The organism is Flavobacterium geliluteum (assembly GCF_017948595.1).
Lineage (GTDB): Bacteria > Bacteroidota > Bacteroidia > Flavobacteriales > Flavobacteriaceae > Flavobacterium > Flavobacterium flavipigmentatum.
This window is the reverse complement of record NZ_JAGFBV010000042.1, coordinates 1-22,190: the sequence shown is the minus strand read 5'-3', so window position 1 is coordinate 22,190 and position 22,190 is coordinate 1. Positions and strand designations below refer to the sequence as shown.

Here is a 22,190-nt window from a genome sequence, read left to right as displayed (position 1 = left end):
TTAAAAAATTATTCCCCAGAACAATACATGCTGTTACATTGGAAGGATTTCTAATAAAGCTTACATTGTTTGTATTCGGATTACAATTAAATAAAACAATTAACTAGCAACTTGAATTAATTAACAATGATACCGTCAAAAGTTTTAGCTTGAATTTTAATGAATTTGTAATAAAAATTAATAATCAAGTCGATAAGATTATAAAATCTGATAGAATTGCATATTACGGATTGGAAAAACTTAGCGCAAATTTTTTATTTTATAAAATTGAAGATGAAATTTATCTATTCATCATGACGCCACTAAAAGGGAAAAATGTCATAGAGCATGATACATTATATAATTATTTATTTCCTGTCTCGTAACAAAGACTAAATGGCTAATTTATTACAGACTAAATGTGAAGTTTTTTTTAGAAAAAATCGCTTAACGGGAAATTGGTTTTATATTCAAGATATTTTGGTGAATCCGAAAATAGGCTTAATTTAGTCCCAAACCCAATGTAATAGCTGTACGTTAGCGACAAGATCAAAAAAATGGATACACACGACTTTAATGACGGAATGAAAGTTACTCAGAATGGAGAATTTGGAGTGGTTGTTAAAGCTGAATCAGACTGGCCAAATAAGTATGGAATAATTCGGTGGGATAATTCAAGAGAAAATGATTTGGAAGATTGGAGAGGACAATTTGGTACTTTTATACAACTTGGTGGAAAAATATTGGATGAGAATTATTCATTTAAATTTATAAATGACGACGGTTCATTAAAAAATAAATAAAAAAAAGAAGAATTTAAAAAATAGAAATATCTCAGGAACAAATGGGCCTTGATTTAGAATGATTGAAAGAATAATGCTTGTATTTAGTACATTTTGGCAAATCTGGAAATAGGGCTTAATTTAGTACAAAACCCAATGTATTATCAGAACGATATGCTCCTTAACCGTCTTAATTAATGAAATCGACTGAAGAAAAATTACTAATTGAAACTATTGTATCGTTTGGGAAAACAGCAAACGAAATGATAAAATTATTAGCACTCGAATATAAGATAGATTTAAGCGAACGTTTTCCTTTTGCTAAACTTATGTCAAGACAGAATAATCTTTGGAAAGGTAGCCTGAACACAAATTGGTCTTATTGGTTTCACGGTGATGCATGTGATTTTGAAAACTTACAAACTAAACAATACTTGCACGTAAAAATTAATCGTGAATCGAATTACGGAGCAATTGATAATTTTTATCTTTTTAAATTTATGCAAACAACGGATTCTTTGAAACATGCTTATGAAATTTTAAAATCTGAAAAGGTCTTTTATGAGATATTGGCCAATTTAGAGAAAAAGAAAATTATTATAAATATTGATGAGTGGCCTTTGAAAACTCTAATATTAAATAAGAAATACGATGTATAACAGCTAATCCTATTTATCTAAGCAATAGTGGTCTACTATAAAGTTTATTATCCTCCGTCAAGTAGAATTAGACCGACTGAAAACTTGATTGAAGCGACTGAAAACACGATTGAAGCGACTGAAAACTTGATTCGACCGACTGAAAACTTGATTTAACCGACTGAAAACATGATTTGACCGACTGAAAACTTGATTCGACCGACTGAAAACCTGATTTGACCGACTGAAAACCTGATTGAAGCGACTGAAAACTTGATTCGACCGACTGAAAACTTGATTGAAGCGACTGAAAACTTGATTGAAGCGACTGAAAACTTGATTCAACCGACTGAAAACCTGATTCGACCGACTGAAAACTTGATTGAAGCGACTGAAAACTTGATTTGACTGACTGAAAACCTGATTAAATCGACTGAAAACCTAATTGAAGCGACTGAAAACTTGATTCGACCGTATGCAAGTTAGATTTAACCACTGTAAAGTAGCATCCTACCCACTGAAAAAACAATAACGATTTGTGTTTTGCTGCATCAAGACTAATATACTTGATAAAACGTTAGTCTTTTTTATTTACAGCTGTGCAAAGCCAAAAAATAGCGTTCATAAAGCTTGCTATTGCTGTAACCACATCAAAATGAGATGTAAGGTTGCAAAACACACTAACAACTTTTTTAGAAACATTTTTGACTATTAAAAAATAAGACCTAATTTGGTCCTACATTCCTGGCAATAAAAAGAAATTAGATCAATCTACTAAAACAAAATACTACATCGATGACGATTTTAAAATACATTTTTCAAAATAGGTATTGACAAAACCTACCTCTTCCAAAACCTTGATAAGCGTGGCAAGCAGTAACTAAAAAACTCCTTAAATCCTATTCTGATCAAGATACCCATGATTGCCGAAATGGTTGATTTAAGGATTTAAAATCAAGAATTTAAGGAATACTGGAAAGGATAAACTAAAAAAATAATATGAGCAATATCCCTTTTGAAACAATAGATTGGAATGCTATTCCGAAAACCGAACATGCAGGAGAAACCGGAATTGCTTTTTGGCAAACGGTACAACACCAAGGATTACGCACCCGAATTGTAGAATATTCTGCCGGATATGTTGCCGATCACTGGTGCCAAAAAGGACATGTCGTGCACTGTTTAGAGGGCGAAGTGACAAGCGAACTCGAAACTGGCGAATCTTTTTTATTGAAAAAAGGAATGACGTATATCGTTTCGGATGATTTGAGTTCACATCGTTCCATTTCAAAAAACGGCGTCAAACTATTGATTATCGATGGCGATTTTTTAAAATTAGATGAAAAAGCTGCAAAATAAACGTTTCCTGCTTTCTAAATTAAACAAGTAAATTAATAAAATTCATTTTAAAATGCCAAAATCAAACTTCAATTTACAACCCGAAATTTTAGAAGATGAGTTAACAAAATTAATTCCGTTAGAAGAAAAACATTTTGAAGCACTTTATAAAATAGCTTCAGACCCTTTGATATGGGAGCAGCATCCAATTAAAGATCGTTATAAAAAGGATGTTTTTACGCTCTTTTTTGAAGGAGCTATCAATTCAAAAGGTGCTTTTTTGATCCTCGACCAAAAAAATAATGAGATCATAGGCAGTACCCGATTTTACAATTATGACCACGAGCAGTCAAGTATTGCGATCGGATTTACATTTATTTCCAGAAAATATTGGGGAAGTCCTTATAATAATTCTTCAAAAAAATTATTGATTGATTATGCTTTCAAAAGTCTCAATTCGATATTTTTTCATGTTGGAGCAGCAAACATTCGTTCGCAAAAAGCAGTTTTAAAGCTAGGCGCAGAAAAAGTAAACGAAATGACGGTTACGCATAACGGAGTAGCATTACCTCATTTTGAATATGAATTAAAAAAATAAATTAAGAATGAAAAGAATAACAGTTTTTTGCGGTTCCAGTTTTGGAACCGAAGAAAAATACCGATCTCAAGCTTTTGAACTTGGTCAAACATTGGCCAAACAAAATATAGAGTTGGTGTATGGTGGTGCAAAAGTAGGTTTGATGGGCGCTGTTGCGGATGGTGTTTTGAGCGAAAAAGGAAAAGTTATTGGTATATTGCCCAATTTTCTTCGATCGAAAGAAATCGCTCATGAAAACCTAACCGAACTTATTTTGGTAGAAAGCATGCACGAAAGAAAAACCAAAATGAATGATTTATGCGATGGCGTTATTGCGCTTCCAGGTGGTTTTGGTACTTTGGAAGAACTTTTTGAGATGCTTACCTGGGCGCAATTAGGATTGCATAAAAAACCAATCGCTATTTTGAATATCGATGGTTTTTACGACCCTTTATTAATGATGATTCAGACAATGACTGATAAAGGTTTACTGAAAGAAGTCAATCAAAAAATGCTATTAACGAGTGCTACTATTGATGATTTGCTTGACAAAATGCAACATTATGTGGCCCCTACTGTAGGGAAATGGATTGATAAAGAAAAAGTTTAAAATAAAAGTTTAAAGTAAAAAATCCTTATTTGTTAAACGTCCCAAAGTGCCACAAAATTCCAGCTGGATCATGTAAAAAAAATTCGCTTCCCCAGTCTAATTCTTTGACGGGAAGCAATTTTGCACTTTGATACTTCTCTGTAATATTTAAAGCCACAATTTCTTTATAAAATTGATGCACATCATTTACTTCGATAAAAATCATAGAATTATCGATCCAATCTTTGACATAGGCGTCTTGCAGATAAAATGCTATTTCATTTGTTTTAAAAACAGAAAGATTAGCTGCTAAAACCGTTTCTTCAAATCCAAGATCGCAATAGAAACTTCTTGAAACCTGAAAGTCTTTAGCACCAATAAAAGGCCGGATTGATTTGATATTATGTTTCATTTATAATTTTGAAATAATGAGTCAAACTTATTTTTAATTATCAAAACCCAACTGTTTTCTTAAATCTAAATTCAAGCTGTATTGTTCGCTTATCGGGATCACTTTTCTTGAATTTTTATCGATATCGTTTCCTTCTTTACTCCAAAGAAACGGATAAAAATTAAATACTTCATCGCCTTTCAATTTTGAAACTTCTTCTCTCCATCCTTTCCATCGATTCCCTTCATAAAACTTGTCTAAGTCATTATTAAAACAAAATTGCAGAAATTCTGAATACGTAATATCAAGTGGCTCATATTCCAGATTATCTGGCGAAAAATAATAAATCTTGCCAGTATCAGTGCCTAATGCTCCCCCATTCAAAATATAAAAACCTCCGATCGCATCATCGGCAATTAACAAGAAAGAAGCTGAGTCACCAAACTCTTTAAATGATTTGCCTTTATTCCAATCAGGAAGTGTTCTGTTGCATTTTGCATTTCCGGAACCTAAGATTCTAATCCAGCCGTCATCAATCAAAAGTCCGCCGGTCATAAAAACAATTGCTCCCATGGGTGAATGCGTTGTAACTTGTGTTTGATATAAAGCTTCTTTTGCTTTAGACAAATCTGCTGGTAAAATTTCTACTTTATTTTTGGCTTTCTTAATCCAATCTTCTACAACAGTCCATCCGGGATCTGTTTTGTTTATAAGTTCGTCAGCTTTTTTCATTTTATTTTGTGCCAAGGCAATTACGTTGATGAACAATAAAACTGCGCTAAAAAAATTTCTTTTCATGGTAATTATGCTAACCTTTCTTTAAAATATTCCCTAAACCTCTACCAATTTGTTCAATAGCTTCGATACCTTTTGTAAGTGGCGTTGCAGTAAAATCTTCGTAAGCATCCATGGCGCTTTCCTGACGATCATCATGTGGATACACCAAAATAAGGTTGTTAGTACTGAATGACTTTTCGAATTTTTGTGGCAATTTATCAAAAATAGATTGGTAAGAGATCGAGCCTTTACGCGATAAATTAAAAACAATCAGATCGGTTGGTTTAATTTCATCCGAAATCGCTTCAAAATCATCCCAATACAATATACTTTTAAAACCTAATTTAGGGTTTAGCTTTAAATGATTCGCAATTTGCTGAATGGCCTGATGTGTTTTATATTCTGCATAAATTAAAATCGGAATACTCAATTCTTGCGACAGTCGGCATATTTTCTGCAATAAAAGCTGAAAACCAATTCCTCTTTCTGAAAATGGCGGACAAATAAAAACCAGTCTTTTTTCTTCTATAAATGATTTTTCAAAACGGCAGATGAATAAACTTTTATCTACATTATTGATGATAGAATCGACATTCTCACCAAAAATCTTATCTAAGAAACCTGTTTTTCTTGGCCAGCCAATAATCACGATATCAGACATAATTTCTTTTGATGTACGTGCGATTCCGCTTGCGGGATTATGGTCAATTCTGGCAATAGTATTTATTTTTACTTCGGAAGCAGATCCCTGAATGATAAATTTATCAACTGCTTTTCGGTATTTCAAAATATTTATTTCTGCCTGATCATTATTCGGAACAATTGTCAATAATGTAACAGGATTGTTTGATTTTTTATCTTTAATTAAAAGAGCAAAATCCAAAAGACCTGCTGTGGCTGAGGTTTTGGCCAGCGGAATCAAGATGTGTTCCTCTAAAATCTGATCTTTCTCGGTGTCCTGAGGAGAGACTTCTTCTTCGCAAATAGCGATTTTCTTGGCCGCCTTTTCAGTAGCAAATGAAGCGACAATACACGTAATCAGGATCAGGATAATGGTTCCGTTTAAAATATTTTCATCCAGAATTTTGGCTTTAAAACCAACCAATATCACAGCCAAAGTTGCTGCGGCATGTGCGCTGCTTAAACCGAAAATCAATTGTCTCTCGGTCTTGGTATATTTAAAAACAATTTGGGTAAAAAATGCTGCAATCCATTTTCCGAAGATCGCGACAACACTTAATGTTCCGGCTACAATCAAGGCGGTTGGCCCACTCAGGATCACACTTACATCGACCAACATTCCGACAGAAATTAAGAAAAACGGAATAAATAATGAATTCCCTATAAACTCAATTCGATTCATCAAAGCAGAAGAATGCGGAATCAATGGGTTTAAAGCCAAACCAGCAACAAATGCCCCAATGATGGGCTCTACTCCTGCTACTTCGGCCAAAAAGGCGGCAAAGAAAACAACCGAAAGCACAAAAATATAATGAGCATGTTTCTCACTTTCTAACTTCTTAAAAAACCATTTTGCAATTCTTGGAATAACTAAGAACATGATCGCAGAAAAAATAAGCAAAGAAACAGTCAGTTTTATCCAAAAAGCCTGATTTAGATTGCCTTGACTACTGCCCATAATAATCGCCAAAATGATTAGAACGGCTGTATCTGTAAGGATCGTACCTCCTACTGTAATGGCCACAGCCTGATTTTTTGCAATACCTAGCTTACTCACAATTGGATAGGCGACCAAAGTGTGCGTGGCAAACATACTGGCGGTTAAAAAACTGGCGTTAAAATCGTATTGTAAGATATAGAAACACACTGGAAAACCAATAGAAAGCGGAAAAATAAAGGTAAAAAATCCAAATAATAAACTCTTGTTTTTATTGGCTTTAAACTCATTCATATCGAGTTCCAGACCCGCAATAAACATGATATAAAGAAGGCCAATCGTCGAAAACAAATCGACTGCCGAGCTTTTTGCCAAAATATTTAACCCATGAGGACCAATAATAACTCCTGAAATAATTAAACCGATGATACCCGGAATATTTATTTTTTTTAACAATATAGGAGACAACAAAATAATGAAAAGGATTAACGAAAAAATCAATACCGGATTACTCAGTGGTAGTTCAAATTCGCTTAAAAAATGCCTGAAAAATTCTATCATAATATAACTTTATATGCTATTTTGGTAGTTTAATTTTCAAAAAATAATCATTCAATAAAAATTAAAATACCTGAAATTGCAGTTCTCTTGAATCTGTTTAAAACTAAAAAAAAGATCATTTGAGCCACTACTTATCTACAAAAATACCTAAAAAAAACTCGAACACTCTATGAAACTTCTATATTAAACAATAAAATTTGTTTCGTTGACAAATTATTAAAATTTAATATTTTTTTTAACAAATACGCAAGATTAGTAGTTCGACTATTAAATTCATTGCATTATTCAATTATCTTTGTTTAAATAAAATTTGAACAATGGAAGAATGTATCTCTGTTTTTGATATGCTTAAAATTGGTGTAGGCCCATCCAGCTCGCACACTCTAGGACCTTGGCGCGCCGCAGAACGCTTCTTGGAGGAGTTAAAAAACGAATCTATTTTGGACCAAATCACACGTATAAAAGTAGATTTGTATGGCTCACTTTCCTTAACAGGCAAGGGTCATGCTACAGATTTATCGGTTATGCTTGGATTGAGCGGTCAGGATCCCGAATACATTCCTGTTGAGAATATTGCAAGTATAATTAAAATCATTGAAACCAAAAATGAAATTATTTTAGGCAATCAAATTACGATTCCTTTTTACTTTCTTCAGGATATTGTTTTTAATAAAGAGTTTCTTCCTTTTCATGCCAATGGTCTAAAATTTACAGCTTTTAAAGCGGATGGTTCTGAGTACGAATCTACCTTTTATTCGATCGGTGGCGGATTTGTTGTAAAAGAAGAACGCATTAATGCCAAAAAGAAAGAAGAGATAAAATGTGCCTTTCCTTTCCCGATTCAAAACGCTGAAGAGCTTTTAAATTATACTATTTCTGAAAAAAAATTAGTCTCTGAAATCGTTTATGAAAACGAAAAATCAATGCGATCAGAGGAAAAAATAAACTCAGAATTGATTCGAATCTGGAACACGATGCTCGAGTGTATGTACATTGGCTGCCACTCTGAAGGCATTCTTCCGGGAGGTTTAAACGTGCGAAGAAGAGCTTTTGATATGCATCAAAATTTAATTGGTTTGTCTAATTACAGCAGTCCACAAACGTGGCTGGAAGAAATTAGAAAAACGGAAGTGAAATTTCGTCAGATTCTAAAATGGGTAAGTTGTTTTGCACTTGCCGTGAATGAAGTAAATGCATCTTTAGGCCGTGTAGTTACGGCTCCAACCAATGGAAGCGCAGGCGTTATTCCGTCAGTTTTGATGTATTATTTGGTAATTGAAAATCATGCTGCGGGAGAAAAAGAAATCAAACAATTTTTGATGGTTGCCGGCGAAATTGGTAGCATTTTTAAAAAAGGAGCTACAATCTCTGCTGCAATGGGAGGCTGTCAAGCTGAAATTGGAGTCTCATCTGCAATGGCAGCGGCAGCGTTGTGTGAGTTAATGGGCGGATCACCGGCTCAGGTACTTATGGCGGCCGAAATTGCCATGGAACATCACCTTGGTTTAACATGCGATCCGATAGGCGGATTGGTTCAGATTCCTTGTATCGAAAGAAATACAATGGGTGCCATAAAAGCCATTAATGCTGCCGAACTTGCGCTGGAAACCGACTCTAAAAACGCAAAAGTACCCTTGGATAAAGTAATTAATACCATGTGGCAGACTGCTAAAGACATGAATTCTAAATACAAAGAAACCTCTGAAGGCGGATTGGCAATTGCCGTTAATATGGCCGATTGTTAGAAATATATTGCTTAATTTTGCGGAAAAATTTCGTTTTAAAAGTACTATTTGACTTTTAAAACCATTCAAAAACTAAAAACTCACTGATAATGTCTGTTGCAAAAAAAGATTATAAAAGAATCACCACAAAATCATTAATCGAAATGAAAAGCAACGGAGAGAAAATCTCTATGCTTACTGCTTACGATTTTACCATGGCAAAAATCGTGGATACCGCTGGAGTTGATGTGATTTTGGTTGGCGATTCAGCCTCAAATGTCATGGCTGGGCACGAAACGACTTTGCCAATTACCTTAGACCAAATGATTTACCACGCTTCGTCTGTAGTTCGCGCTAGCGAAAGAGCTTTGGTTGTAGTTGACTTGCCTTTTGGAAGTTACCAATCAGACCCGAAAGAAGCTTTACGCTCGGCTATCAGGATTATGAAAGAAAGCGGTGGTCATGCAGTAAAACTCGAAGGAGGAAAAGAAATTAAAGATTCTATCAAAAAAATATTAAACGCAGGAATTCCAGTTATGGGGCATTTGGGTTTAACACCCCAATCTATTTATAAATTTGGCACTTACACCGTACGAGCCAAAGAAGATGAAGAAGCCGAAAAACTAATGGAAGATGCTCAAATGCTCGAAAAAATTGGTTGTTTTGGTATAGTTTTAGAAAAAATACCTGCTCATCTTGCCGAAAAAGTAGCCAAAAGTATTTCGATTCCCGTAATCGGAATTGGAGCGGGTGGCGGAGTTGACGGACAAGTGCTCGTTATACACGATATGTTGGGAATGAACAATGAGTTTAGCCCACGATTTTTGCGTCGTTATCTGGATTTATACCAAGAAATGACTGGCGCAATAGGCAAATACGTAGCAGATGTAAAATCTAGCGACTTCCCGAACGAAAAAGAACAATATTAGTTTTTTTTTAAGATTCAAAGATGTAAAGCAGCAAAGGTTTTAAAAATGAAACTCCTTCTATCTATTGTAAGGGGTTTTATTACTATGATTCAATCAGAAATTTAAAATTCCCGAGAAATCTAAAATGAAAATTATATCAGATAAAAACAATCTTCAAATTCTGCACGAAGATAATCATATTATTGTGGTCAATAAACGTGTGGGCGACATCGTACAGGGCGATAAAACAGGAGACAAGCCATTATCTGAAGTAGTCAAAGAATACATCAAAGACAAATACAATAAACCTGGCGAAGTTTTTTTGGGAGTGATTCATCGTTTGGACAGACCCACAACAGGAATTGTAGTTTTTGCCAGAACCAGCAAGGCCTTATCTCGCATGAACGAAATGTTCAGTAACAGGGAAACTCAAAAAACCTATTGGGCAGTTGTCAAGAATAAACCTGAACAAACAACTGCCAAATTGGTTCATTATCTGAAAAGAAACGAAAAAAACAATACTTCAAAAGCACATCTTAAAGAAGTTCCGGATAGTAAAATAGCGAGTTTAGATTATACTGTTTTTAAAGAATTACAGAATTACGTTGCTCTCGAAATCAATTTGCATACAGGTCGTCATCATCAGATTCGTGCGCAATTAGCTGCCATTGGCTCACCTATAAAAGGTGATTTAAAATATGGTTTTGACCGAAGTAATCCTGATGGTGGCATACATCTTCATGCCAGAAAATTGTTTTTTATTCATCCTGTGTCCAAAGAAGAAATCACCATTATTGCTCCTACTCCCGAGGAAACAATTTGGAATGCTTTATAGTTTTTTATGATTTATTTGATAAAGATTAAAATTTTATCAAGTAACTTGCATAGTCAGAAATTAACCTGATTACAAAAAGATGGATTATAAAAACGACATTGCATACCGCAAAGAAACGCTTAAAAAATTATTGCACACTATTCAAAAAAGCGAGGATTTGATTGTCAAAGCTTTGTACGATGATTTTAAAAAGCCAGAATTTGAAGCTGTTTTAACCGAGACCAATTATGTTATTTCAGAGCTCAAAGACACCATCAAAAACATACACAAATGGGCAAAACCAAAACGTGTTTTTCCTTCTATTCTCAATTTCCCCTCAACAGATTATATTTACAAAGAACCTTATGGAAATGTTCTTATAATTGCACCTTGGAATTATCCGTTTCAATTGGCTTTATGCCCTTTAATTTCGGCTGTTGCAGCAGGAAATAAAGTTGTTTTAAAACCATCAGAACTTACCCCAAATACGGCCGCCATTATTGCCAAAATTATCGAAGAAACATTTCATATTAACCATGTAGAAGTTATTCAGGGAGGTGTAGAAGTCTCTAATACTTTGCTTGCAAAACGCTGGGATTATATTTTTTTTACAGGAAGTGTAGCAGTTGGAAAAATTGTCGCCAAAGCCGCTGCAGAGCATTTAACTCCTGCTACTTTAGAACTAGGAGGGAAAAATCCTTGCATAATTGACGAAACAGCCAACCTAAAATTGGCCGCCAAACGCATTGTCTGGGGAAAATTTATTAATGCAGGGCAAACTTGTATCGCTCCGGACTATATTTTGATTCATAAGGACATGAAGATTCCTTTCATTACTTATCTTATGGAAGAAATAACTTTAGCGTATGGAAAAAAAATGGAGAAATCCCCAGATTTTGCACGCATCATCAATACCAAAAATTGGCTCAGACTGACCAATATGATCCAAAACGAAAAGATCATTTTTGGAGGAGAGACAGACGCTGAACATCATTACATAGCACCAACACTAATCGACGAGCCGGATTTGGAAAGTGCTGTAATGCAGGAAGAGATTTTTGGCCCTATTTTACCCATTCTTAGTTACGAAACAGAAGCAGATATAGCAAAAATTATTAATCGTTATGAAAAACCATTAGGCTTTTACGTTTTTAGTGACAATAATTCTTTTGCCAAAAAATTAATCACGACTTATTCATTTGGAGGAGGTTGCATCAATGATACTGTTATTCATTTTTCGAATAAAAGATTACCATTTGGTGGCGTTGGCCATAGCGGAATTGGAGCTTATCACGGCAAATTGAGTTTTGACGTATTTTCTCACCACAAAGGTGTGGTTAAAAAAGGAAATTGGATCGATCTGCCGATGCGTTATGCTCCGTACAAAGACAAATTAAGCAGTATAAAACGAATATTAAACTGGCTATAGTAAGCAAAAATTGATTTAGTAGTATTTCACTGTTTTTGATGTAAAATTGATTTAAAATATTATATTTACTATTTAGTATTCAAATTAATTTAAGGAAATATAAAACAACTCTACTCAAAATGAAATCTACCCTCGACCAAATTGAAGACATCAAAACGAATGGCTATTCTCTGGATTTTTCGAATGTTTTTAACCACGCATTCGAAAACTATAAAAAAATAGCATTGTATGCCGGATTGATGTTATTAGTTTTTTCTATCCTGTTTGGAATTGCCGCTTTTGCAATTATAGTTGCTATTTATGGTGCCGAAAGCATGTCTAAAGATTTTATTCAAAATTTACAAAGTGAAAAATTAACGTATGTACAATCTATAATTTCGACTTTGTGTTATGCACTATTTGGAGCTCTGGTAGGACCTATTAGCGCAGGTTTTCTAAAAATGGCTGACTCTGCAGACAAGGATGAAGAATTTAATGCCTCTACTATTTTTTATTTTTATAAATCGCCATATTTTGCACAACTCTTTGCCGCTTCTTTTATTATAGCCATTATTGGCAACGCTATCAATGCCGTATTACAAAGTTTTGATATCATATATTTTGGTCTTGTAGTATCATTGTTGATATCGTATTTTACTTGTTTTGTTATTCCTTTAATAGCTTTTGGAAAATTAAAAGCAATTGATGCTATAAAATCAAGTTTTATAATGGTAAGCAAACAGCCTCTAACAATTCTTTTTTTATTGATAGTAGCCGGCATATTATCTCTTATAGGCGGTTTTGCTTGTTGCGTCGGAATCATCTTTACAGTACCATTTAGTTATTCTATGTCTTACGTTATGTATTACGAAATTATTGGTGTAGAAGAAAAAGAAGATTCTATCGATTCTATTGGTCATTCAGATTTATAATAAAAACTCAATCGAGTTTGACACACTCTTTTTTGAAACATAAAATACCAGAACCTAAATAATTGTTATGGTAGCTTACTATAGTCTGTTTTCGTCTATTATTAAAGGGCAGTTATTTATTAAACTAGCCATAGAATCTATTGTGACCAATTGGTTTATGTTTAACTCAGAAATTATATTTTATCACAACCCTAAACTTATCATTTTAGGGTTGTTATTATTTGGTTTTTTAGGAGTCTTGGTATATCAATTCTTTAAAATAAAGGCCAAAATAGGTTATTTTATAGAAAAAAGAAGAGAAATTGAGACCGCTAATAGAGAATACCAGCTTTATCTCCTATTTTTTGGGATTGCTATTATCGTTATAGAAATCATTAACGAAATTTTTAAAATCCGGCCAACGAGTTTATTGGTTTTAAATGTAGGAATCGGTTTTCTGGTGCTCCTCTTTTATTTGGTTATCGTAAGAGTCAAATTTTTACGCAGTAGAATTCAGTACATTTTTATCACATTATTTTTAATTTATGTGGCTTACGTGGGTCGAAATATCATTTTTTTGACCAATGATATTGTACCAATTATTGCTTTTTTAATATCCTTTTTCTTCTCTTATACCATTTTAAAACCCATCCAAATTTATTGGGCTTTTGTTGCTACTGTATTTATCTACCTAATTATCACGATAATTTTTCATCTAATACCAATAAAATCATCTATTTTATTAATCAATTATTGCATCATGGTTTTTATCATCAACCATGTAAAACATGCAATACTAACAAGCAACAGAGATAATTTTAGATTTACAAATGAAATCGTTCACAAAGGAAATTCGCTAACAATTGCTACCAATAAAACCGGAGAAGTATTATTTTGCAGCGAAACCATAACATCCATTTTAGGTTATTTGCCGGACGAAGTAATGGGACTCGAATTCTGGAAACTCACCGAAGACATTGAATTCATTAAAGAAAAACAAGGTCTCAACTACATTACTAACAAACTATACATTAGAAGATTAAAGTCTAAAAATGGAGAATACAAATACATTCAATGGAAAGATAAAAAGTTTTCTGATGATTTGATAATTGGAATTGGGCAGGATGTTACAGAGCAAATCAATGTTCAAAATCAATATGAAAATTTAATCCAGACTGCCACAGATATTATCTTCGAAATCAATGCAGAAGGCTATTTTACTTTTATAAATGAATTTGCTTTTTCTATCTTAGGTTACTCAGAAAAAGAAATCATTTTACAGCATTATTCTAATTTTATTCATACCCATTATATTAAGAATGCAGTTGATTTCTATGAAAATTTAGAATTAAACGAAAATAAATTTCCAACAATCGAAATTCCGGTTATCAAAAAAAATGGGGAGGAGTTGTGGATTTCTCAAAAAGTTATCATTCGAAAAAATGATTTGGGTGAAATTATTGGTTACGCCGGAATTGCCCGAGATATTACAGAGCTGAAAAATATCGAAAACGAGAAAAAAAGACGTCTGGAAAAAATTGAATCTTATAATAGTTCGACCAAAAAACTGTCTACGACCGATTTTAGTAATTACGACAGTCTCTCGACTGTAATTGATTATATTATAAAAGAAGGAGCTTCGGTATCCAAATCAAACAGAGTGAGTTTCTGGAAGTTTTCGGCCGATACAATTACTTGTAAAAACCTTTTTAGCATAGACAATCAAAGTCTCAGTGACAAAAACGTTTTAGACAAAGAATCTTATCCAATTTATTTTGAAACACTCAAAAGTAAAGCTATCATAAATGCTCCCGACGTTTTTAACAAACTGGAAACCTCTGAATTTGAAAGACTTTATTTTAAAAAAAATAAAATACAATCGATGCTGGATGTTCCTATTTTTTTTAGCGGTCAATTAGCTGGTGTTGTTTGTTTTGAAAGTACCGAGGAAAAAAGAGAATGGGATAACGAAGATATTAATTATGCCCGAACTATTTCTGATGTTATTTCGCTGGCTATTTCTTCTCAAATGCGTTTGAAAGCAGAGAAAAAATTAGAATTAAAAAGCGAATTACTCTCTGCATTAGCCCTTTGTACAGAGAAATTTTTATTAAGCAAAAGCACTGAAAAAATGTTTGCTGAAACTTATGAAATCATAGGAAAAGCGTCCAATGTGGATCATATTTTTTATTACGAAAAAGATTTTGAGACTAATACTATCAGCCAAAAATACAAATGGTCAAAAAAAGGAGTGGTACATCAGATAACAGAATTGCAGAAATTTAGCGAAGAAAACTTAAAAGAGATTGTTTTTCATTCACAAAATAAAAAAGTCTTAAACTCTCTGACAAATGATCTACAAGATGGTTTTTTTAAGAATTTATTGATCGCCAATCAGATAAAATCGATACTTATTTTACCGTTGTATTCTAATAGTGTATTTTCAGGATTCATTGGTTTTGATGATTGTACCAGAGAAAAAAAATGGTCTGATGACGAAATCTACATTTTTCAAACATTGGCCAACAATATTTCATCTGCATTAGATCGCAATAAAAATATTGCCAAAATTAAAGAAAGTGAAGATGCCATAAAAGCAAAAGAACTCGCCGAAGCTGCAAACAAATCAAAGTCGGATTTCCTGGCCAATATGTCACATGAGATTCGAACTCCTCTTAATGGTATAATAGGTTTTACACATTTATTGATGAAAACCAATCTGGAGGAAATTCAGGAAAAGTACATGACCACGATCAATCAGTCGGCACATTCTTTGCTCGAAATCATCAATGATATTCTTGACTTTTCTAAAATCGAAGCCGGAAAATTAGACTTATTTATTGATTTGTACGATGTTCAAAAAGTCTTAGGCCAAATATTTGATTTGATCATTTACGAATCCAATCAAAAAAACCTGCAGCTGGAACTTCAAATTGACACGGATGTTCCGCAATACATTTGGACAGATATTGTTCGATTAAAACAAATTTTGATAAACCTTTTATCCAATGCGATTAAATTTACAAACGAAGGTTATATAAAATTAAATGTTTCGGTTTTGGAAAAAATAACAGAAGAGAATTACATCCTACGCTTTTCTGTAACCGATACGGGTATTGGAATTTTAGAAAAAAATCAGAAAAAAATATTCAAAGCATTTTCGCAGGAAGATAGTTCTACAACGAGAAAATTTGGAGGAACAGGCTTAGGACTCACCATTTCAAATCAATTATTGGCGTTGATGGAAAGTGGCATGCAGCTCACAAGTAAAATAAACGAAGGAAGTACTTTTTATTTTGATTTGAATTTAAAAACCAGCAATCAAATCCTCAACGACAACAACACTCTCGCTTTACTTAATCCTAGTCCGGAATATGCTTTAAGTTATAATTCTAAGCGAAATAAGTTAACCGTTTTGATTGTAGAAGACAATAAAGTAAACATGCTTTTACTAAAAACTATTGTAAAAAACCTAAATTTTAATACCCATATTTTCGAATGCGAAAACGGATACGAGGCCGTAAATCAAATTGAAAACATCAAACCGGACATCATTTTTATGGACATTCAGATGCCAATTATGAATGGTTATGAAGCGACAAAAGCAATCCGAAAAATTAATATTGGAAAAAAAATTCCAGTAATTGCGGTAACCGCAGGAGCCGAAAAAGATGAGCGCAATAAATGTCTAAATGCCGGAATGAATGATTATATCTCGAAACCAATTATCAGAGGAACTGTAGAAGAAGCCTTAGCCAAATGGATAAAATATATTGAAGTAAATTCTGCAGGATAGAGCAAAGTATAAAAAAAAAATATAAATTCGTGTAAGATAAATTTTAACCCACATAAAAATAACACACTATGAAATGGCTAGGTAGAAGACAAAGCGACAATGTCGAAGACAGAAGAGGAATGTCATCAGGAGGAAAAACCATCGTAGGAGGCGGAATTATTGGGATCATCATTTTATTGGTGAATGTTTTTGGCGGTGAAAATGCTCAGATGATAACCCCTATTTTGGAGCAATTACAAGGCTCTCAATCCTCGCAAACCGAAGCTGCAGCTCCATTGAGCAAAGAAGATCAGGAATTAGGAGACTATGTAAAAGTCGTTCTTGCCGATAACGAAGACATCTGGAGTAAAATATTTACCGAGCAAGGCATGACATACAAAAAGCCAATATTAGTACTTTTTAGAGGCTCTGTACAAACGGCTTGTGGAGGAGCTTCATCTGCGTCGGGACCTTTTTATTGCCCAGGTGATCAAAAAGTATATATGGATTTAGACTTCTTTGAAGAGCTTAAAACAAAATTTGGAGCTAAGGGTGGCGACTTCGCAATTGCCTACGTTATATCGCACGAAATTGGGCACCACATCCAAACCTTAATGGGCACCTCGACAAAGATGCGTCAAGCGCAAGAAGGAAAAAGTGAGGCAGAAGCCAATAAACTTTCGGTTGCCTTAGAGCTTCAAGCAGACTTCTATGCGGGAGTTTGGGCACATTATAACAAAGAAAATTTGGACACAGGTGACATTGAAGAAGCATTAAGTGCCGCTAACGCTGTTGGTGACGATGCAATTCAGAGTAAAATGCAAGGACAGATTGTACCTGATTCATTTACTCATGGCACATCAGAGCAGAGAATGTATTGGTTTAAAAAAGGATTTACCTCTGGAGATATGAGTCAGGGAACAACTTTTGAGGAAATTAGATAATTCATCAAACCATTATAACAACCATAAAGCATGATCCCTAAAAGTCATGCTTTTTTTATAAAAATGTAGAAAACAAAAAAAGCCTTGAATTTCTTCAAGGCTTTAAATTTCTGGGTGGCTGACCGGGTTCGAACCGGCGACCCGCGGCACCACAAACCGCTACTCTAACCAACTGAGCTACAACCACCATTTTGCTTAGCGGTTGCAAATATATAACAAAGGTTTACTTCTACAAAGAAAAAATTAAAAAAATTACATCAAATTTCCTAAGCTATTGACTGCCAAACACCTTTCTACAGTAAAACCTTCCGCATAATCTACCCCAACGAGCCTTCCTAAGTCCTGCGCACGATAATTTAGGCTTTCCAAGAAATTTTTACTGGTTATGGGCGTGTCAGGTTCTTTGGAGTCTGGATCATAAAACTGAGTTTTATATGCCAAAATAGCGGCTACTTTTTTCTCTACAAAACCGGTAATGTCAACAACAAAATCGGGCTCAAGATTCTTCCATTGCATATAATGATACACTACTTTTGGTCGCCAAGCCTCTTGCTTTTGTCCGTCAATAGTGGTTTCAATTTTCATTAATCCAGATAAAAAGCAGGCGTCAGAGACTAGTTTACTGCCTTTTCCATGATCAATATGACGGTCGTCAACAGCGTTACACAATACTATCTCAGGTTGATACTTTCGAATCATTTTAATCACTTCCAACTGATGTTTCTCATCGTTTACAAAAAACCCATCTCGCATAGCCAGATTTTCACGTACCAAAACCCCTAATATTTTTGCAGCATCGACTGCCTCTACATCACGAGTTTCGGCCGTTCCGCGGGTTCCTAACTCACCGCGTGTCAAATCGACAATACCTACTTTTTTACCTAGTGATACTTCTTTTAAAATCGTTCCTGCACAACCCAACTCAACATCATCGGGATGTGCGCCAAAAGCTAATATGTCTAACTTCATTTTACTTTTTGTTTTTTCTTTCAGGTTTCACGTTCCGTGTGTGCTAAACTGAAACTTGAAAATCTGATTTTTTTTTCTAGTAACTATATTTTTTTAATATTTAAAACTCTCTTCATCGTCATCGATTTATTGACACTTTCCTCCCACTCTTTTTCAGGAACACTTTCTTTGGTAATGCCACATCCCATATATAAAAGAGCAGACATTTCTTTGATTTGCATGCAACGTAAATTTACAAATAAATCAGTGCTGGCCGTTTTATTGGCAAAACTGCTGTTTAATTCTCCCAAAAAACCAGTATAAAAAGTCCTGTCATAATTTTCATTTTCGATTATAAATGCTTTTGCTTTTTTCTTTGGCAAACCGCAAACGGCTGGCGTTGGATGCAATGTATCTATGACTTCTTCCAAGGTTGAACTTTCGTTTAAAATACCCGAAATATCAGTTTTAATGTGCCAGATCGATCCTGCTTTTATGCTGTAAGGCTCTGTGATTTCTACTGATGAAGCCACTTCGCGTAATCTTTTTACAATAAAGTCAGTAACATACTGCTGTTCGTCTTTTTCTTTTTGCTGCCATGAAATTTCAGCTTCCAATTCTGCTTTTTGAGTTCCTGCCAAAGCTGTTGTTTCAAAAGCCTTTCCATTGGCTTTTAATAATTGTTCAGGCGTTGCTCCTAGCCAAAGCCCTATTGCGGGATGAAAAAAACAGTAGGTAAAAGTAGAAGGATAAAGATGAATTAAACGTTGAAAAGTAATAGCGAAATCAAAATCAGTTAAATCAATTTTTTCACATCTTGATAAAACAACTTTTTTAAACTCATCTTTTTTAATGGACTGAATTCCATTTTCAATCAAACCTTCGTACTGCTTTTTTGCTTCAGCATCAAAAGCTACATCATCAACTTCACTGAAATTAAAATCAATTTCCGTTTGTTCTGCACTTATAATTTTCGATTCTTTTTCCGGAATTAAAATCAGTTGTTTTTCATCAAAAGAAGCAAATACAAAACCTTTTTCGCTGTAATCAGAAACTTTATACAAAGTATCATCTTGTTGCAAAAGCGCATAAATACTCGAAGAATTAGGTTTCGAATAAATTACAAAAGGCAATTTTTGCTCCTGATGTTTTCTTATGGTAGAAAAAAAGTCATTCATAGTTTCTATTCGGTTTTCTTTTTTTCTAAAACCATATTTGTTAGTTTGCAAAGCGAAATTAAGTTTCCAGCTTCATCTGTAATTTTAATTTCCCAGAGATGAATACTTTTTCCTTTATGGATGATTCTAGCGGTCCCAAAAACAATACCTTCACGAATACTTTTTAAGTGGTTGGCAGAAATCTCAATACCTCGCACTTCCTGCTCTTTCGGGTTAATAAAAAACTGTGATGCGGCGCTGCCAACACTTTCAGCCAACGCTACAGAAGCACCTCCGTGAAGTAATCCCATTGGTTGATGAACTCCTGAATTTACAGGCATTTTGGCCACCAAAAAACCTTCTCCTGCATCAATATATTCAATTTTAAGAGTTTCCATGAGCGTATTCTTTGAAAACTCATTGCAATAGGCTAAAATTTGTTCTTTTGTAAAATTCATTTAAATTGGCTTTAAAATCGTAAAATTAAAGAAAAGATAAGATACAAATTAGAAAATACATTTCTAATATTAAAAATCATTTATAAACCTGTCCGTTTTTTATTATTTTTACAAAAAAATCAATATCAATCCTTGGCTGAAAACTATTTTTTGCCGCAGATTTAGACTGATTTATGGAGTTTGAATGGATTCACAAAAGTGAAAAATCATTTTAATCCTTTAAATCTGTAAAAAAAACTTATTCAAATGCGACATTATATTGTACTTTTTATTTTCGGTTTACTTTTAATCAGCACTTCTTGTCGCACTGACTTTGATACTGTTGCGAGTTCCGGCGATTTAAAATTTTCAAAAGATACGGTTTATCTGGATACTGTTTTTAAAAATATTGGTTCAAGCACTTACCAGCTTAAAGTTTTTAATCGGAGTAAAAATGATATTTCGATTCCGTCGATTCAGCTAAAAAAAGGATTAAATTCTAAATATCGCATGACGGTTGACGGTATGAATGGTGATAATGGTAAAATTTTTAAAGATGTAACACTTCTAGCCAAAGACAGCCTATATATTTTTATAGAAACCACAGCAGATATCACGGATGCAAATCCTACAGATTTTTTGTATACTGATGAAATTCAGTTTGATAGCGGCCTTAATTTACAAGAAGTAGCTTTGGTTACCTTAATTCAGGATGCTGTTTTTCTTTATCCGAAGCAAAATCCTGATGGAAGTAAAGAAAAAATTCAAATAGAAGGAAAATCTGTTGACGGATTTTATTTGGATGAAAATGATGCTGTAAATGGTAATGAATTACTTTTTACCAATCAAAAACCATACGTAATCTATGGCTATGCGGGCGTTCCTGAAAATAAAACCATAACTTTTGAAGCCGGTGCAAGAGTTCATTTTCATGCTAATTCCGGACTTTTAGTTGACAATAAAGCTTCGCTTCAAGTTAATGGAACTATTTCTACAACTGATAAATTGGAGAACGAAATTATTTTTGAAGGAGATCGTTTAGAGCCTGAATATGCTGACATTCCAGGACAATGGGGTTCTATCTTACTGGCCACATCGAGCAGTAATCATTCTATCAATCATTTAACGCTAAAAAATGCAACGATTGGTTTATCTATTCAAGGACAAGATGGCACCACTTTTCAATTAAAAAACACACAAATTTACAATTGTTCTCAATATGGAATTTTAGCCAAAAATGCTCTGCTCAATAGCGAAAATCTCGTGATTAATTATTGTGGTTTAGCAAGTTTGTCCTGTATTTACGGTGGAAACTATGTTTTTACGCACGCGACAATCAATAATAATTGGCAAAGCAGTACACAAGTGGCCGTGCATTTGAGTAACAGTCTGGTAGGTGCAAAGCCCGAAAACAATGCTTTGACACAGGCGACTTTTAACAATTGTATTATTTATGGCTCTAATTGGAACGAATTCAATCTGGATAAAAATCCCAATGCTGCTTTTATTTATCAACTGAATAACTGTTTGCTGAAGTTTGGTGGTTCAGGCACCAATCCTGATTATCAATTTGCTACAGATCCGGTTCATTACAATCAGATAATTTTAAATCAGGACCCTAAATTTTATAAAGTTTCTCAAAATAAATTCAATATTGATAAAAATTCCAGCGCTTTCGCGAAAGGAAATCCGGCATTTGCAATTCCTACCGATATTTTAGGAAAAACAAGAACTTCTCCACCAGATTTAGGGGCGTATCAAAGTGCTGATTTTCCAAAATAATTTTATTGAGTTATATACTTAGCCTCTGTATTATTTGATACTGATAAATTGGCAATGCCGTAATCATTCGTTGAATTGTTTTGTGAAAAATAGTTTCTTTGAAAATTGATCTATTAATTCTAAAGGTAAATT

The 22,190-nt window shown here is 33.9% G+C and carries 19 protein-coding genes, 1 tRNA gene and 2 pseudogenes; 14 read left to right on the top strand and 8 right to left on the bottom strand.

Features of this window, described 5'->3' with window-relative positions:
- From J3495_RS19475 to J3495_RS17955, 6 genes and pseudogenes are all read left to right on the top strand, one after another.
- Nucleotides 1-107 (top strand): annotated as a pseudogene (locus tag J3495_RS19475) (IS982 family transposase); the annotation flags it as partial.
- Nucleotides 108-536: 429 nt separating this feature from the next.
- A complete protein-coding gene (locus J3495_RS17975; RefSeq protein ID WP_210668185.1) occupies nucleotides 537-782 on the top strand; it encodes a hypothetical protein in 246 nt (81 codons plus the stop codon).
- Between the two features lie 176 nt (nucleotides 783-958).
- Complete coding sequence (locus J3495_RS17970; RefSeq protein WP_210668184.1) at nucleotides 959-1,420, top strand: DUF6896 domain-containing protein; 462 nt, start codon at nucleotides 959-961, stop codon at nucleotides 1,418-1,420.
- 978 nt (nucleotides 1,421-2,398) lie between these two features.
- Nucleotides 2,399-2,758 (top strand): DHCW motif cupin fold protein, encoded by a 360-nt coding sequence (locus J3495_RS17965; RefSeq protein WP_210668183.1) that lies wholly within the window; start codon nucleotides 2,399-2,401, stop codon nucleotides 2,756-2,758.
- A gap of 52 nt (nucleotides 2,759-2,810) precedes the next feature.
- Nucleotides 2,811-3,335 (top strand): GNAT family N-acetyltransferase, encoded by a 525-nt coding sequence (locus tag J3495_RS17960; RefSeq protein WP_210668182.1) that lies wholly within the window; start codon nucleotides 2,811-2,813, stop codon nucleotides 3,333-3,335.
- Nucleotides 3,336-3,342: 7 nt separating this feature from the next.
- Nucleotides 3,343-3,924, top strand: coding sequence for an LOG family protein (locus tag J3495_RS17955; RefSeq protein ID WP_210668181.1), 582 nt, complete (start codon nucleotides 3,343-3,345; stop codon nucleotides 3,922-3,924).
- A 25-nt stretch (nucleotides 3,925-3,949) separates the two neighbouring features.
- Here the strand turns inward: J3495_RS17955 and J3495_RS17950 are convergent, their stop codons facing one another.
- The 3 genes from J3495_RS17950 to J3495_RS17940 are packed head-to-tail and all read right to left on the bottom strand — an operon-like array spanning nucleotide 3,950 to nucleotide 7,250.
- On the bottom strand, nucleotides 3,950-4,315 hold the full coding sequence (locus J3495_RS17950; RefSeq protein ID WP_210668179.1) for a VOC family protein: 366 nt from the start codon (nucleotides 4,313-4,315) through the stop codon (nucleotides 3,950-3,952).
- Between the two features lie 33 nt (nucleotides 4,316-4,348).
- The gene (locus tag J3495_RS17945) at nucleotides 4,349-5,092 is read right to left on the bottom strand and encodes a DUF2625 domain-containing protein (protein WP_236025501.1); all 744 of its coding nucleotides are present in this window, start codon (nucleotides 5,090-5,092) and stop codon (nucleotides 4,349-4,351) included.
- A gap of 10 nt (nucleotides 5,093-5,102) precedes the next feature.
- Nucleotides 5,103-7,250 carry a cation:proton antiporter gene (locus J3495_RS17940; protein ID WP_210668177.1) on the bottom strand — a complete coding sequence of 716 codons (2,148 nt, stop codon included), beginning with the start codon at nucleotides 7,248-7,250 and terminating at the stop codon, nucleotides 5,103-5,105.
- A gap of 317 nt (nucleotides 7,251-7,567) precedes the next feature.
- Between J3495_RS17940 and J3495_RS17935 the strand changes: the two genes are divergently transcribed.
- The 7 genes from J3495_RS17935 to ypfJ all read left to right on the top strand — a co-directional run bounded on the left by J3495_RS17935 (nucleotide 7,568) and on the right by ypfJ (nucleotide 17,734).
- Nucleotides 7,568-8,995, top strand: coding sequence for an L-serine ammonia-lyase (locus J3495_RS17935; RefSeq protein ID WP_210668175.1), 1,428 nt, complete (start codon nucleotides 7,568-7,570; stop codon nucleotides 8,993-8,995).
- 89 nt (nucleotides 8,996-9,084) lie between these two features.
- Nucleotides 9,085-9,903 (top strand): 3-methyl-2-oxobutanoate hydroxymethyltransferase, encoded by an 819-nt coding sequence (gene panB / locus J3495_RS17930; RefSeq protein ID WP_210668173.1) that lies wholly within the window; start codon nucleotides 9,085-9,087, stop codon nucleotides 9,901-9,903.
- A gap of 124 nt (nucleotides 9,904-10,027) precedes the next feature.
- The gene (locus J3495_RS17925) at nucleotides 10,028-10,717 is read left to right on the top strand and encodes an RluA family pseudouridine synthase (protein ID WP_210668171.1); all 690 of its coding nucleotides are present in this window, start codon (nucleotides 10,028-10,030) and stop codon (nucleotides 10,715-10,717) included.
- Between the two features lie 79 nt (nucleotides 10,718-10,796).
- A complete protein-coding gene (locus tag J3495_RS17920; protein ID WP_210668168.1) occupies nucleotides 10,797-12,125 on the top strand; it encodes an aldehyde dehydrogenase in 1,329 nt (442 codons plus the stop codon).
- A 119-nt stretch (nucleotides 12,126-12,244) separates the two neighbouring features.
- Nucleotides 12,245-13,036, top strand: a complete 792-nt coding sequence (locus tag J3495_RS17915; protein WP_210668166.1) for a hypothetical protein — start codon at nucleotides 12,245-12,247, stop codon at nucleotides 13,034-13,036.
- A 67-nt stretch (nucleotides 13,037-13,103) separates the two neighbouring features.
- The gene (locus tag J3495_RS17910) at nucleotides 13,104-16,811 is read left to right on the top strand and encodes a response regulator (RefSeq protein ID WP_210668164.1); all 3,708 of its coding nucleotides are present in this window, start codon (nucleotides 13,104-13,106) and stop codon (nucleotides 16,809-16,811) included.
- A 68-nt stretch (nucleotides 16,812-16,879) separates the two neighbouring features.
- Entirely contained in the window at nucleotides 16,880-17,734 is an 855-nt protein-coding gene (gene ypfJ, locus J3495_RS17905) for a KPN_02809 family neutral zinc metallopeptidase (protein ID WP_210668160.1), read from the top strand.
- 113 nt (nucleotides 17,735-17,847) lie between these two features.
- Here the strand turns inward: ypfJ and J3495_RS17900 are convergent.
- From J3495_RS17900 to J3495_RS17885, 4 genes are all read right to left on the bottom strand, one after another.
- Nucleotides 17,848-17,921 (bottom strand) — tRNA-His (locus J3495_RS17900).
- 65 nt (nucleotides 17,922-17,986) lie between these two features.
- On the bottom strand, nucleotides 17,987-18,703 hold the full coding sequence (gene bshB1, locus J3495_RS17895) for a bacillithiol biosynthesis deacetylase BshB1 (RefSeq protein ID WP_210668158.1): 717 nt from the start codon (nucleotides 18,701-18,703) through the stop codon (nucleotides 17,987-17,989).
- Between the two features lie 83 nt (nucleotides 18,704-18,786).
- A complete protein-coding gene (locus J3495_RS17890) occupies nucleotides 18,787-19,860 on the bottom strand; it encodes a chorismate-binding protein (protein ID WP_210668157.1) in 1,074 nt (357 codons plus the stop codon).
- A 5-nt stretch (nucleotides 19,861-19,865) separates the two neighbouring features.
- Nucleotides 19,866-20,297: a PaaI family thioesterase gene (locus tag J3495_RS17885; RefSeq protein WP_210668156.1), complete on the bottom strand. Its 432-nt coding sequence runs from the start codon at nucleotides 20,295-20,297 to the stop codon at nucleotides 19,866-19,868.
- Nucleotides 20,298-20,543: 246 nt separating this feature from the next.
- Between J3495_RS17885 and J3495_RS17880 the strand changes: the two genes are divergently transcribed.
- Complete coding sequence (locus J3495_RS17880) at nucleotides 20,544-22,058, top strand: hypothetical protein (RefSeq protein WP_210668155.1); 1,515 nt, start codon at nucleotides 20,544-20,546, stop codon at nucleotides 22,056-22,058.
- Nucleotides 22,059-22,068: 10 nt separating this feature from the next.
- On the opposite strand, the pseudogene J3495_RS19240 reads toward J3495_RS17880, so the two are convergent.
- Nucleotides 22,069-22,190 (bottom strand): annotated as a pseudogene (locus J3495_RS19240) (IS1595 family transposase); the annotation flags it as partial.

Bases quoted from the DNA above. Each gene is read 5' to 3' on its own strand.
- J3495_RS17975 (WP_210668185.1), top strand. From the start codon at position 537: ATGGATACACACGACTTTAATGACGGAATGAAAGTTACTCAGAATGGA.
- J3495_RS17970 (WP_210668184.1), top strand. From the start codon at position 959: ATGAAATCGACTGAAGAAAAATTACTAATTGAAACTATTGTATCGTTT.
- J3495_RS17965 (WP_210668183.1), top strand. From the start codon at position 2,399: ATGAGCAATATCCCTTTTGAAACAATAGATTGGAATGCTATTCCGAAA.
- J3495_RS17960 (WP_210668182.1), top strand. From the start codon at position 2,811: ATGCCAAAATCAAACTTCAATTTACAACCCGAAATTTTAGAAGATGAG.
- J3495_RS17955 (WP_210668181.1), top strand. From the start codon at position 3,343: ATGAAAAGAATAACAGTTTTTTGCGGTTCCAGTTTTGGAACCGAAGAA.
- J3495_RS17950 (WP_210668179.1), bottom strand. From the start codon at position 4,315: ATGAAACATAATATCAAATCAATCCGGCCTTTTATTGGTGCTAAAGAC.
- J3495_RS17945 (WP_236025501.1), bottom strand. From the start codon at position 5,092: ATGAAAAGAAATTTTTTTAGCGCAGTTTTATTGTTCATCAACGTAATT.
- J3495_RS17940 (WP_210668177.1), bottom strand. From the start codon at position 7,250: ATGATAGAATTTTTCAGGCATTTTTTAAGCGAATTTGAACTACCACTG.
- J3495_RS17935 (WP_210668175.1), top strand. From the start codon at position 7,568: ATGGAAGAATGTATCTCTGTTTTTGATATGCTTAAAATTGGTGTAGGC.
- panB (WP_210668173.1), top strand. From the start codon at position 9,085: ATGTCTGTTGCAAAAAAAGATTATAAAAGAATCACCACAAAATCATTA.
- J3495_RS17925 (WP_210668171.1), top strand. From the start codon at position 10,028: ATGAAAATTATATCAGATAAAAACAATCTTCAAATTCTGCACGAAGAT.
- J3495_RS17920 (WP_210668168.1), top strand. From the start codon at position 10,797: ATGGATTATAAAAACGACATTGCATACCGCAAAGAAACGCTTAAAAAA.
- J3495_RS17915 (WP_210668166.1), top strand. From the start codon at position 12,245: ATGAAATCTACCCTCGACCAAATTGAAGACATCAAAACGAATGGCTAT.
- J3495_RS17910 (WP_210668164.1), top strand. From the start codon at position 13,104: ATGGTAGCTTACTATAGTCTGTTTTCGTCTATTATTAAAGGGCAGTTA.
- ypfJ (WP_210668160.1), top strand. From the start codon at position 16,880: ATGAAATGGCTAGGTAGAAGACAAAGCGACAATGTCGAAGACAGAAGA.
- bshB1 (WP_210668158.1), bottom strand. From the start codon at position 18,703: ATGAAGTTAGACATATTAGCTTTTGGCGCACATCCCGATGATGTTGAG.
- J3495_RS17890 (WP_210668157.1), bottom strand. From the start codon at position 19,860: ATGAATGACTTTTTTTCTACCATAAGAAAACATCAGGAGCAAAAATTG.
- J3495_RS17885 (WP_210668156.1), bottom strand. From the start codon at position 20,297: ATGAATTTTACAAAAGAACAAATTTTAGCCTATTGCAATGAGTTTTCA.
- J3495_RS17880 (WP_210668155.1), top strand. From the start codon at position 20,544: ATGCGACATTATATTGTACTTTTTATTTTCGGTTTACTTTTAATCAGC.